The sequence below is a fragment of the Vibrio sinaloensis genome, from assembly GCF_000808535.1.
GTDB lineage: Bacteria > Pseudomonadota > Gammaproteobacteria > Enterobacterales > Vibrionaceae > Vibrio > Vibrio sinaloensis_D.
The window spans coordinates 26,504-39,188 of sequence record NZ_JWLV01000008.1; the positions used below are offsets into that span (position 1 = coordinate 26,504).

Below are 12,685 nucleotides of genomic sequence, written 5' to 3' on the forward strand. Positions count from 1 at the left end.
ATAATGCCCCGCTCTAATTGCAATAATAATTATCATTAAGCCTTCATAATGGATAAAAAGAAACAGCGCGGCTTGAACAAGTGGCTCAAACAGCAAAGTAAGCTAGCAAAACGCTGGCTGATGATCGCTGTTGGCCTTGGCGTCTTTTCAAGCGTGTTACTGCTGGCTCAAGCGGCCTTGCTCGCCAACATTCTACATTCGTTGATCATTGAACAAGTTGATAAATCCACGTTACTCCCCGATTTTGCTGGCTTAGCGATCGTTATCGCAGTTCGCGCGCTCTGTTCATGGGGTCGAGAAATCGCCGGATATCGTTGTGGTGAACAAATTCGCGTGTACATTCGTCAAGTGATCTTAGACAAGCTCAGAGAACTTGGCCCTGCCTACATTAAAGGTAAACCTGCAGGCGCTTGGGCAACCTTGCTGCTTGAACAAGTCGAAGATATGCACGACTTTTTTGCACGTTACTTGCCGCAAATGTCATTGTCAGTACTTGTACCCTTTGTCATTTTAATTGTCGTTTTCCCCGTGAACTGGGCAGCTGGCTTGATTTTTCTACTCACTGCGCCATTGGTTCCTATGTTCATGGCGCTAGTCGGCATGAAAGCCGCTGACGCCAATCGCAAGAACTTTAAGGCCCTGCAACGATTATCGGGTCATTTTTACGACCGTCTGCAATCGATGACGACGATCCGCTTATTCGATAGAACAAAAGCGGAAACAGAAATGATGCGTGGTGCCTCTGAAGTATTCCGAACTCGCACCATGGACGTCTTAAAAATCGCCTTTTTGTCTTCAGCTGTACTCGAATTTTTTACCTCTATTTCGATCGCACTGACCGCCGTTTATTTTGGTTTTGCTTTTATCGGTGAACTCAACTTTGGCGACTATGGCGCGGGGGTGACCCTGTTTGCCGGACTCTTTATATTGATCCTCGCTCCTGAGTTTTACCAACCATTGCGCGACCTAGGCACTTTCTACCACGCGAAACAGCAAGCCGTTGGCGCAGCAGAAAGCATTGTCGACTTCTTGGAAACCGACGTTGATACCGTTCGTTCAGGCGATAAAAAACTCGATGGCGACGAAACAGTTACCATCTGCGCCCGCGACCTCGAGGTCTATTCTCCCGAAGGCGTCAAACTGCTCGGGCCAATTAGCTTTGAGTTAAATGCCGGCCAAACAACCGCGCTTGTCGGCCCAAGTGGCGCAGGTAAGACGAGCTTAATCAATGCCATATTAGGATTTTTACCCTATAAAGGGTCTCTCACTATCAACGGTCTAGAACGAACCGAACTTGATCTCGCGAGTTGGCGTGAAAAAATCAGTTGGGTTGGGCAAAATCCACTGTTACTGCATGGCTCTATTCGTGACAACATCACTCTAGGCAAAAGCCACGTTTCGGATTCAGTCATTGCCAAGGCGCTTAATGAGTCGCACGCCGCTGAATTTGTCGAAACACATGGCTTGGAGTATCAAGTGTCGGACCGCTCTGGTGGACTTTCTGTTGGTCAAGCACAGCGCCTCGCTCTTGCCCGTGCGATGATCCAGAACGGACAATTTTGGCTGTTGGATGAACCTACCGCGAGCCTCGATGCGCGCAGTGAACGCCTCGTAATGCAAGGCCTTGAAAGCCAGATTACAGACAAAACAACGTTAATGGTCACCCACCAGCTGACGCCGTTGAAACGGGTTGAACACATTCTAGTGATGGAAAATGGCCAGCTCGCGCAAGCAGGATCATTTGATGAACTTTCGTCTCAAGATGGACTATTCAAACAGATGTTAAAAGCCAATCAGGCACTCGACCAAGCAAATAAGGGGAATCTCGATGCGTGATTTACTCCCTTACTTAAAACTGTATAAGAAACACTGGTTTGGTTTATCACTAGGGATGCTCCTCGCCTTTCTAACCATTGCCGCATCGATCGGTTTGCTGACCTTATCCGGTTGGTTCCTCTCCGCCGCTGCCGTCGCTGGCTTAACCATTGCCCGTGAAACCTTCAACTACATGTTGCCTGGTGCCTTCGTGCGCGGATTCGCAATGGGCAGAACCGCAGGACGTTGGGGTGAGCGCGTTGTTAGCCATAACGCGACCTTTAAACTACTCACCGACTTGCGCGTGTTCTTTTTTTCCAAACTCGCTCCTTTGATTCCTGGTCGAGTTTCAAACTTGCGAGACGCCGATCTACTCAACCGCCTTGTCGCAGACATCGACGCAATGGATCACGTTTATCTAAGACTGGTCAGCCCAATGGTGGTAGGTCTGTTCGGTATTGCAGGTCTTACAGCCCTGCTTTGCTGGTTTGATCGTGATCTTGGGTTAATTTTAGGTGCGATTCTGTTAACGCTGCTACTCACATGGCCTGTGCTGTTCTATAAGTTGGGTAAACGTAACGGTTCAGAATTAACACAAAACAAGGCTGAACTAAGAATTGCTACTCTTGACTGGTTACAAGGCTACAGTGAACTGACGTTATTTGGCGCTCAAGAACGTTACAGGACGGCTATCTTAGACACTCAACAACGTTTATTGAAAAATCAATTGTTCAACGCACATTTTGCGGGCTTGGCTCAAGCCTTACTGATGTTAGCAAATGGTTGGACGATCGTACTGATGCTTTGGCTCGCAGCAGACGGCGTTGCAGGCAATACCCCAGATCCTATGATCGCTCTTGTCGTTTTCGCCACCATGGCAAGTGTAGAGTTACTGATGCCGATCGCGGGTGCCTTCCAGCATCTTGGCCAAACGCTCACCTCGGCGCGACGCCTCAACGACATCACATTGTCGGAACCTGATGTCCAGTTTACTCAGCAAGATATAGAGCACTCTAACGAGTATTCTATCGAGTACAAAGGCATTACTTTCCACTACCCTGATAGCGATGTTGATGTGGTCAGCAATATCAATTTGTCCATCCCTGCACGTCAACGTGTCGCGGTTGTCGGCCAAACGGGATCGGGTAAGTCAACGCTGCTTCAGCTGCTTAACCGTTATTGGGATGTACAAAAAGGCGAGATTCTCATCGCAGGACAGCCAATTAAAGGGTGGAGTGAGAGCCAGCTTCGTCAGGCAATCAGCGTGGTCAGTCAGCGCGTGGATATTCTAAACGGGTCTCTACGTGACAACCTGCTCATGGCTTCCCCAGATTGCGATGATGCAGAGTTAACTGCGATTTTAGCTAAGGTTGGTCTAGACAAACTTCTTACTGAAACGGGCTTAGATACTTGGCTAGGTGACGGTGGACGTCAGCTTTCAGGGGGCGAAAAACGTCGAATTGGTATTGCGCGGGCACTGTTACACAATGCGCCGATCTTATTGCTTGATGAGCCAACCGAAGGTCTTGATAAGCAAACAGAGCAGCAAATCATGCAGCTGTTTGAGTCGCATTTCGTCGATAAAACCGTTCTGTTCATTACTCACCGACTCGTTGATCTCGATAAGATGGATGCCATCTGCCTGATTGAGCAAGGTGAGATTGTCGAATACGGCAGTCACGATGCGCTTATCCAGCAAAAAGGTCGTTACTATCAACTCAACCAAACGCTATAAACAACTAAAGCCGAAGTCACCACACTTCGGCTTTGTTACTTCTACTATTGGGCTTGTCTTAACTCAGTTTGTGTTGGCTGCGCAAATTCAAAAGCCAATCAACGTCACTTTGCCTTGAGCCATATCTGGGATTTGACATGAGAAGTCGAGCCGAGTAGCCGGATCTTTTTCATAGAGGTGTTTGAGCTTTTCAAATGGTTTGGTGATGAAGTTGACGCTTTTCAAACGTAAGCTTTTTCGAGAGTTGGAATCCAAAAACGCGATGGAAGATTGCTCAAGAACTTTATGACAGCTGTCGAGTATTCTCTTCGACACTACTTTGTTGTGGATCGCGGTATGGATATCGGCCTGAGTCACGGTTTTGTTCCCCTGTGAAAAGACGCAAATAGCGTAAAGATCAAGCAGGGCTATCGCTTTTAAGCGCTGCGTTTCCGCATCTTCATACACGGCCATCAGGCAAGGCAGTTTACTCTCATCAAATTGCTGCAGTTGGATAGTATGAATCCCGACCTCTCCTCCGATCACCTTGGTCAATAACTTGGCTAACTGCGATAACTTGGGGAGCGCCAACTCGGGTTGCACATCGGCTTCTGGCTCAATCAACAACTCATCTTCTTCTGCTCCCTGAACCAATGGAAGCAAGGCTCTATGCAGTTCATCATCTTCAAAGGGCTTAGAGAGCACGAACTGCGCGCCAGCTGATAGAGCAAGGTCTACTTGGCTCTGTTCATCAACCGTGGTGATCATACCGAGCTTGACATTCGGCGCGGACTTTTTGACCTTAGCAATCAAGTCCAATCCTGTCATCTCCGGCATGTACCAGTCGGTTAACACAATTTCGGGTTGCCACGTTGCCACAAGTTCAAGCGCTTGGGTCGCACACGGTGTTTTCTTGATCGATAGCTTTCGATACCCAAAAGACTCTAAAGCGCGGCGCACAATTTCAAGCGTCGCTTTGCTGTCATCAACGATCAAAATCTTCACGTCATGTGCGTCCTTTCACTCTATCAACTGATTCAATTATAGGTACATTTTTCATCGACAACTAAACTTACCCTATTCTCTCAACCAACCTAGGTAACGCTATGACCCTAACACCAGAGAACCTAACTGCACTCGCGGTCGACGCAGGTCTGCTTATTTTGATGGCCTGGTTCATTGTCCTTTGGTTAATTCTTCGTGAGTTTCGCCGTTTCGCAACGGAGGTATCGGGAAACAAAGTGATGGATTCTGCCACATATTCGTTGTGCCAAGAGTCGGTTGATAAAGCGCTGAACTATACCAATGACAACAGCCAAACGCTCAATGACCTCATTGAGATTCAACAAGCGCTAGAAGCACAGGTTTCACAAATAAAGGCGGAAAATGATCGCATGCTGAGTGAGCAAGACAAGGAAACGGTGGATGCTTTAACGTCGAAGCTGAGCAAATCTCACCAACTGATCACCAAACTTCGCACCGATCTCGACCGAAGTGTGCGTGGTTTACGAAAAGCAAAATCCAAGCTAGCAAAACAACATGATACCGTCGAAAGCCTACGCCAAGAGAAAGCGCAAATAGAAAAAGAGTTCGACCAACTTGAGCATGAATATATCCAAATTAGCGAATCTGGTGGTGCTCCCGATAGCTTCAAACAACATTTGCAAGAGAAAGAGCAACTGCTGGCAACCATTGACAACTACAAGAAAAAGCTCGCTTCGGTGGGTGACATTGACCAACTCAAGCAAGAGTTGGCCAATGTCAAACAGCAGCTCAAACACATCACCAAAGAGAAGGATTTCGTAGAGAAGAAATATTTGGATTTAATCAACGAGAACGGCCAATAACACACTGCTGTTTGACGTTATGACGCGCTATCACTAGAACCCGCTTCTGATGATCTCGGTTTAACCAAATCAAATTTTTGGTCTTTGAGTAACGTAACGGCTTGTTTAACGTCGCTAATCAACGTCGCATCATCGTCGACGGACTTTCTCTGTAACGGCAAAACCAAGTAATGCATCCCACCTTCTGGTAAAACAACCGCTGTCGCAACAATTACATCGCCCTTTGACGCAGTGCCAAAGTACTCGGACACCACTTGCGCTTCACTCACGCCATAACTATCCAAGTAATCAGGGTCGCTGTTATCAAACATGATCATTTCACCGGCTTGTATCAACGCATTCAATTGGCGCTCTTTTTCCTCATCAAACGGGTAATCGGTAGTATTGATGTAACGTACCTGCTCTGACTCAATAAAATCATAAAGATCGTTACTGAGTTGATTGATCGGGTCAGACAACCACGCCGTCTCTGGTAGGGTAAGCTCTTCTATTATCGTGTCAGTCGCATCGTTTGCACGCTCCTGATTTGCACTCGGCGTCGCATGCTCAGACTTAAGTGGCTGTTGAGCATCTTGAGTCACTGACAAGCGATCAGAACTCGACTCAATCGGTCGATTCTGCACACCCTCATCTCCCATGAAATTGAGCCCAAGGTAAAGTGCACCTAAAGCCAACGACACCCCGACAATCACATTTCTTTTTGTCATATATTGAATCCTATCCAAGATTGGTGTTGCCATTACCGCACGCAATGGCACGCGGTAATGGCTTTTCGGGTTAGTGGTAAAGGTTATCGTTCCAAGCAATCGTCACCGTGCGGTCTGTTTGCGTCCAGTGGCTACTGTCTCGGTTTTTCTTCCAGCTGTTTTGGTATGAGGTATACCAACTGCACCAATCACGACCGAAGTAGTAATTGGTTTTTCTCCAGCCAGCGACCAGTTTGATGTCCGTTGTATTTTGGCCGTCATTGATGTTTTCTTTGCGGTAAACCGCGCCAACTTGAGGTTTGAAGTCAGAACGCATGACGATTGGCAGTTCGTTGTAGTCAATTAGATTTCCCATCCCACAACTTGTCCAACGATATAACAACCAATCTTTTGCTGGTGTATGGTTTCGAATGGTTCGGTTTTCAATTAACCAACTGATGCTTTCATTGGTCTGGTTGAAGTCAGCAACGGTCTGAAACTCTGGTTGGTCATACGTCACACGGTTGCTCCAAGATACCCCTGCATTAATAGAAGGCGATTGAGAGGCAGTGAAACCCAAATTAAAGTCTAGGGATTCACTCACAGAAGCGGTCGCAATGGTATTTTCTGGCGCGTGGCTCATATGGCGCAAAGGGGCACCGTTGGCATAGCTCAACGCAAGCTTGAACGCCGTTGGAACGGTATAACGGTAATCTCCTCCGGTTGCAAAACCATAAATTTGCTCCTTATTCGGAACATTGGTCATGTCAAAACCCGACCCACCGTTCAGTAGTAATTTGGCCTCTTTCGCTCCATCTGGTAACAAAGAGCTGTTCCACACGTTCTCAAGTGAATATATAAGGCGAATCTTCTTCGATCTCGCATCACTGTCGTCAAGTTCCAGTAACGTCGAGGTGTACGCTTTCAAGGTGTCTGCAGCGTAAGCGGGAGCCAAGGCTCCAATTAAAGTAAGTGCTACCGCACTCAGGGTCACGCGTTGGTTATTCATTATATTATCCTGTTAATTATGTTTTATATATTATTAAAACCTAATGAAAGAATTAAGCCATTATTAGGAAAAACTTAATTAACTACTTATTTTTTAAGTAGATAAATGCTAACTAGCAGCATTCATCCGGATAATGCTTCGCCGAATTTTATAAAAAAAGCAGAATAATATTTCGATGGGATGCTTGTTCCATTACTTAACCAAACTGTTTTCACCATATTGATATTTATAAGAATAATGTGTTACCAATAGTTAGTTAATCTAGATGAATTTATATTCACCCATCGCGTCAATACAGCCCCACCGAATTCCACGCTTTACTATTAGATGAAAAATTTCGTTGACCTTAAGTATGGTTGAGGTTTTAGCCTGTTCTACAACTCAATTAACTTGACTAAAAAGGAACATGATTTGTCTAAGATTGCGATTATCTATTTTTCTCAAACTGACGTCACTGCCCAACTGGCCAAAGCGATTGCCGCTGGGATTGAAAGCCATGGCGGAGTTGAAGTTATCTCTCATCGAATAGCAGGCAGAGAGATTGTCGAAGGCCGATTTTGTACTGCTGAACTATTTCAGCAATTGGTGGATTGCGAAGGGATAATTTTCGGTTCTCCAACCTATATGGGTTGCGTCGCGGCTCAGTTCAAAGCATTTGCTGACGCCAGTAGTGACACTTGGGTAGAGCAAAAATGGTCGGGGAAAATAGCAGCGGGTTTTACCAGTGGGGGCGCGATGAATGGCGACCAATCTAGTACTCTTCAATACATCCAGACTCTCGCTGGTCAGCATGGCATGCTGTGGTTAGGTCTAGATAAGACGACAGGAACAGGTGAGCTGGGGCTCAATCGGCTTGGCACCCAAGCAGGCGTTGTGGCCCAAGGGGTTAATGGTGAGGTGCACCCATCGGATCTTGCAACTGCAAAGTACTTAGGAGAAAGAATGGCTCAGTGGGTAAAACGGATAAAAACCTGAAGGTGAAAACGAAAAAAGCAGCCAGAAGGCTGCTTTTTCAATTATTTACGCGATTGGCGTTGAGGTTTGCTATTACCTTGTTTTGCGCGAGAACCTTGTTCTCCAGCACCTTTACGTGGCTTGCGTCGTGACGGGTTGTTGCTACGACCACCACCGCTGTTTACTCGCTCTTCGTGACGCTTAACGGCGCGACGAATCTTTTGGCTACGAGAGCGCTCACGTTTACGAGAGCTGTTCGCTTTGTTTTCATCGAGTAACGTTTCTTTTTCTGGGCGAAGTTCAACAAGTTCACGCAAGTAGTTTACTTGTTTAAGGTCTAGCTCCATCCAACCGCCGCGTGGCAGTTTCTTGTCTAGGTAGATATCACCGTAACGAACACGTTTAAGACGGCTTACCGTTGTCTCTTGAGATTCCCAAAGACGACGAACTTCACGGTTACGACCTTCGTTAATTGCCACGTAGAAGGTGTGGTTCATACCATCACCACCAGCGTACACAACGTCTTCGAAACGTGCCATACCATCTTCCAGCTCAACACCGCGAACTAGGTTTTTCACTTTTTGCTCGGTCACTTCACCGAACACACGTACTAGATATTCACGTTCTACCTGACGGCTTGGGTGCATTAGGCGGTTTGCCAGCTCACCGTCGGTTGTGAATAGCAGCAGACCTGATGTGTTAGCATCAAGACGACCAACAGAAATCCAACGCGAACCGCGGATTTTTGGTAGACGGTCAAATACAGTGCGACGACCTTCTGGGTCATGACGAGTACACAGTTCACCTTCCGGCTTGTAGTAAGCAAGAACACGACAGATAACCTCTTCCTGAGCCTTTGCAGACACAGTATGGCCATCAATACGCACAATGGCGTTTTCATCTTCTAGTCGCTCACCAAGTTTAGCGACAACGCCATTCACACTGACACGGCCCGCTTTAATCAAAGCTTCCAGCTCGCGACGTGATCCATGACCTGCTCGTGCTAATACTTTCTGTAATTTTTCGTTCATTTATTTACCTATGTGTCGTCTTCGCAGACGTCGAATAAAAATGTGCGACCCGAAATCGCGGCCGCACATTATCGCAAAAAGTGTGTCGAAAATCACGAACTTTTGATTACTCAAATGGCGTTGGATCACCCGAACCCAGTCGAGCGATGACGGGTTCATCATCACTGAAGTCAACCACCGTGGTTGGTTGCTCACCAAGGTAGCCGCCATTCAAAATACAATCGACGGCGTGCTCTAGTTTGTCACGGATGTCCTCTGGGTCTGATTCTGTATAGTCATTACCTGGCAGAATCAATGAGGTCGACATCAGCGGCTCACCAAGTGCTTCGAGCAAATCAAGCGCGATTTGGTTATCAGGCACACGAATACCGATCGTCTTACGTTTTGAGTTCATTAAGCGACGAGGAACTTCTTTCGTCCCTTTAAAGATAAACGTGTAAGGACCTGGGGTGTTATTTTTCAGCAAACGAAACGCCGAGTTATCAACACGCGCGTAAAGAGAGAGCTCAGACAAGTCTCGACACAACAGAGTAAAGTTGTGTTTCTCGTCAAGACGACGGATCTGACAGATACGTTCCAAAGCCTGTTTGTTTTCTAGCTGGCACCCCAATGCATAGCCTGAGTCTGTTGGGTAAACCACTACCCCGCCATTACGAATGATTGCTACAGCTTGATTGATCAAGCGAGCCTGTGGGTTTTCTGGATGAACGTAAAAAAACTGGCTCATTGTAATTCCTCATTATCGAGTCTCTCGACTCTATAGTTAATTGATATCGACTTAATCCGGGCAAATTACTCTGCGCTTGAAGGCTCGATACCCCAATCTTTCCATACAGGTTCGACACCTGATGGCAACCATAAGTTGCGCCCTAACTCCATCCACGGAGACGGATAGTGGAAGTCGCTACCTTGAGAAGCTAATAGTTTGTATTGTATAGCATAATCAGCCAAGTTGCGTCTTTCTTGTTGCCCTTGTTGTGGCTGTGCGATTTCCATCGCGTCACCACTGGCTTCAACAAATGCCGCTAACAGGCGTTTTATCCATTTTGCCGTTAAATCGTAGCGGCCAGGATGGGCAAGGACGGCTTGCCCACCCGCAGCGTGAATGGCCTCAACAGCTTCACTCATCGAGCACCATGCCGGCGGTACATAACCGGGATTGTTGCGCGTCAAATACTTCTTAAACACTTGCTGCATCGTTTTCGCGTAGCCATTTTCAACCAGCCATTTCGCGAAATGAGCTCGAGTGATAGGCGCGTCGCCCGCTATTTGTTTGACTTCTTCCAGCACCCCTTCGCGAGTTGCTTTGCTAAGGCGATGTGCGATTAGTTCCGCGCGCCCTTCTCGATGGGCTTTTTGCTGCGCAATCAACGCCTGCAACGCTGGCGAGTTGGGGTCAATATTCAGCCCAACAATGTGGATGTCTTTATTTTGCCACACCGTAGAAATCTCAATGCCATTAATAAGCTGAATCGGCAGTTGGTTTTCATTAATGTAGTCGTGAGCAGGCGCTAACCCATCGACGGTATCGTGATCGGTGATCGCTAATACCTCAAGATTGAAACTGAGCGCTCGATCAATCAGTTCGTTTGGTGGCAGTCTTCCGTCAGAGGCAGTGGTATGGCTGTGTAAATCAATTCTCATATTTCTATTTTTTTAGTTGACTTTTTACCTCTGCACTAGTTAACTAGTACACAAATACGAAGTACCTGAATTTAAGGCCAACTATGTTACAAGAAATTACCCGTGACCAGAAACTGAAAGTTGCAGCGCTCTCAAAGAGCCACAACTCTTCTGTGGATGCAGGTAATCTTATTTGGTGGCGCACTTGGACAAGTTCTTGGTGGGCTAGCGTGTACTTCTAAAAAGTTAGAAAGGAATACCCCAAGCCCGCTCAAGTAGCGGGCTTTTTGTTTTGTAGTCTGTCTCACATCTAAGTGCTTAAACAATCGACAATTTGAACCAAAACCCGATTGGGTGAACGTTTGCTTTGTGCCACTATGTACGACAGGAAGATTTAAAGTTTTATATAAAAAGGAGGTCTTGTGAACAAGGCCATTGAAATCAGAAAGCTAGGAAACCTTGAAGTTATTCAAGCCTCTGCTCCTTACGCGCAGGACCCAACGCGTTTGTTCCACACCTTGTGTGAGAATAAAACCGATAGCCTGCTGTTAGAGTCTGCTGAGATCGACTCTAAACAAGACCTTAAAAGCCTGCTCATCGTCGACTCTGCCGTTCGTATCGTCTGCTTTGGCCATACCGTGACCATGACAGCGCTCACCGACAACGGCAAGCACTTACTCGCTCACCTAGCGCAAAACATCCAATCTAACGTTACGCATCATTTTGAAGGCCAAGTGCTCACACTAGAATTTGACGCTCCTTGCGATACCCTTGATGAAGATTCAAGACTGCGTGAAGCCTCATCGTTTGATGCTCTTCGCCTTATCCAACATAGTTTCGACCTTAGCGATCAGCACCCACACGCCCTATTCTTAGGCGGACTGTTTGCTTATGATCTCGTCGCGAATTTTGAGCCACTCGGTCATGCAGAGCAAACTAACCAATGCCCGGATTACGTCTTTTACGTTGCTGAAACCTTATTGGTCGTCGATCACCAGCGTCAAACGTGTGATTTAAAGGCAACCTTGTTCGCAAACAGCGATCAAAAAGCGGCACTGGCTGCGCGAGTGGAGCAAATCCAAGCTGAGTGCGCACAGTTAAAGCACTTACCAAGCGCCAAACAACTGACCACGGTCGAAGCCATTCCAAGCGTATCAGATGCAGATTTTTGCCAAACCGTGCGTGATTTAAAACAGTTTGTCGTCAAAGGCGATGTGTTCCAAGTGGTTCCATCGCGCCGCTTTACTCTACCTTGCCCTTCTCCACTGGCGGCATACAAAGAGCTGAAAGTGAGTAACCCAAGCCCTTACATGTTCTACATGCAAGATGAGCTTTTCACTCTGTTTGGCGCTTCACCGGAAAGCGCGCTTAAGTATGAAACCGACACCAACCAGATTGAAATCTACCCAATTGCCGGGACTCGTCGTCGCGGTAAACGCCCGAATGGTGAGATCGATTTTGACCTAGATAGCCGCATTGAGCTTGAACTGCGCAGCGATAAAAAAGAAAACGCTGAACACATGATGCTGGTTGACCTAGCGCGCAACGATGTCGCGCGCATCTCTCAAGCCGGTACTCGCCATGTCGCTGACCTACTGAAAGTCGACCGTTACAGCCACGTCATGCACTTGGTGTCGCGTGTGGTCGGCCAACTACGTGAAGACTTAGATGCCCTGCACGCTTATCAAGCCTGTATGAACATGGGCACATTAACAGGCGCGCCTAAAATTCGCGCGATGCAGTTAATTCGTGATGTGGAAGGCGCGCGTCGTGGCAGTTACGGCGGTGCTGTGGGTTACTTGACGGGCGAAGGCACACTCGACACCTGTATTGTGATTCGCTCTGCGTATGTCGAAAATGGCATCGCCCAAGTTCAAGCCGGCGCTGGCGTGGTGTTTGACTCCGATCCACAAGCGGAAGCAGACGAAACACGTGGTAAGGCTCAAGCGGTTATCTCCGCCATTCAAACCGCCCATCAAGCGCGCCAAGACGAGGAGTAAGTGATC

12 protein-coding genes and 1 other annotated feature are annotated in these 12,685 nt (G+C 47.2%); of the genes, 6 read left to right on the forward strand and 6 right to left on the reverse strand.

What is annotated here, in order from left to right:
* Positions 1-48 precede the first annotated feature (48 nt).
* Complete coding sequence (cydD, locus tag RJ47_RS05690; protein WP_039482326.1) at positions 49-1,836, forward strand: heme ABC transporter permease/ATP-binding protein CydD; 1,788 nt, start codon at positions 49-51, stop codon at positions 1,834-1,836.
* Positions 1,829-3,550, forward strand: a complete 1,722-nt coding sequence (cydC, locus tag RJ47_RS05695) for a heme ABC transporter ATP-binding protein/permease CydC (RefSeq protein ID WP_039482328.1) — start codon at positions 1,829-1,831, stop codon at positions 3,548-3,550. Before cydD ends, cydC begins: the two co-directional genes overlap by 8 nt.
* An 87-nt stretch (positions 3,551-3,637) precedes the next feature.
* Here the strand turns inward: cydC and RJ47_RS05700 are convergent, their stop codons facing one another.
* Positions 3,638-4,534: a response regulator gene (locus tag RJ47_RS05700; RefSeq protein WP_039482330.1), complete on the reverse strand. Its 897-nt coding sequence runs from the start codon at positions 4,532-4,534 to the stop codon at positions 3,638-3,640.
* Between the two features lie 101 nt (positions 4,535-4,635).
* On the opposite strand from RJ47_RS05700, the gene RJ47_RS05705 reads away from it, so the two are divergent.
* Positions 4,636-5,376, forward strand: coding sequence for a chromosome partitioning protein ParA (locus RJ47_RS05705; RefSeq protein WP_039482333.1), 741 nt, complete (start codon positions 4,636-4,638; stop codon positions 5,374-5,376).
* A gap of 17 nt (positions 5,377-5,393) precedes the next feature.
* Here RJ47_RS05705 and RJ47_RS05710 read toward each other — a convergent pair whose 3' ends face one another.
* Positions 5,394-6,083 carry a hypothetical protein gene (locus RJ47_RS05710; RefSeq protein ID WP_039482336.1) on the reverse strand — a complete coding sequence of 230 codons (690 nt, stop codon included), beginning with the start codon at positions 6,081-6,083 and terminating at the stop codon, positions 5,394-5,396.
* Positions 6,084-6,153: 70 nt separating this feature from the next.
* Positions 6,154-7,071 carry a leukocidin family pore-forming toxin gene (locus tag RJ47_RS05715; protein WP_038191063.1) on the reverse strand — a complete coding sequence of 306 codons (918 nt, stop codon included), beginning with the start codon at positions 7,069-7,071 and terminating at the stop codon, positions 6,154-6,156.
* Positions 7,072-7,482: 411 nt separating this feature from the next.
* Here RJ47_RS05715 and RJ47_RS05720 point away from each other — a divergent pair, with 411 nt between their 5' ends.
* Positions 7,483-8,046 carry a flavodoxin family protein gene (locus RJ47_RS05720; RefSeq protein WP_039482340.1) on the forward strand — a complete coding sequence of 188 codons (564 nt, stop codon included), beginning with the start codon at positions 7,483-7,485 and terminating at the stop codon, positions 8,044-8,046.
* Between the two features lie 41 nt (positions 8,047-8,087).
* Here RJ47_RS05720 and rluB read toward each other — a convergent pair whose 3' ends face one another.
* The 3 genes from rluB to rnm form a co-directional block, all read right to left on the reverse strand.
* Positions 8,088-9,056, reverse strand: coding sequence for a 23S rRNA pseudouridine(2605) synthase RluB (rluB, locus tag RJ47_RS05725; protein WP_005471913.1), 969 nt, complete (start codon positions 9,054-9,056; stop codon positions 8,088-8,090).
* 106 nt (positions 9,057-9,162) lie between these two features.
* The gene (locus tag RJ47_RS05730; protein WP_038134297.1) at positions 9,163-9,783 is read right to left on the reverse strand and encodes an L-threonylcarbamoyladenylate synthase; all 621 of its coding nucleotides are present in this window, start codon (positions 9,781-9,783) and stop codon (positions 9,163-9,165) included.
* A 65-nt stretch (positions 9,784-9,848) separates the two neighbouring features.
* Positions 9,849-10,700, reverse strand: coding sequence for an RNase RNM (gene rnm, locus RJ47_RS05735; RefSeq protein WP_039482343.1), 852 nt, complete (start codon positions 10,698-10,700; stop codon positions 9,849-9,851).
* 83 nt (positions 10,701-10,783) lie between these two features.
* On the opposite strand from rnm, the gene RJ47_RS20775 reads away from it, so the two are divergent.
* Positions 10,784-10,921: a tryptophan operon leader peptide gene (locus tag RJ47_RS20775; RefSeq protein WP_005472031.1), complete on the forward strand. Its 138-nt coding sequence runs from the start codon at positions 10,784-10,786 to the stop codon at positions 10,919-10,921.
* Positions 10,868-10,971 (forward strand) — a sequence feature (Trp leader region). Its footprint overlaps the gene before it by 54 nt.
* A gap of 130 nt (positions 10,972-11,101) precedes the next feature.
* The gene (locus tag RJ47_RS05740) at positions 11,102-12,679 is read left to right on the forward strand and encodes an anthranilate synthase component 1 (RefSeq protein ID WP_039482346.1); all 1,578 of its coding nucleotides are present in this window, start codon (positions 11,102-11,104) and stop codon (positions 12,677-12,679) included.
* Positions 12,680-12,685: the final 6 nt, after the last annotated feature.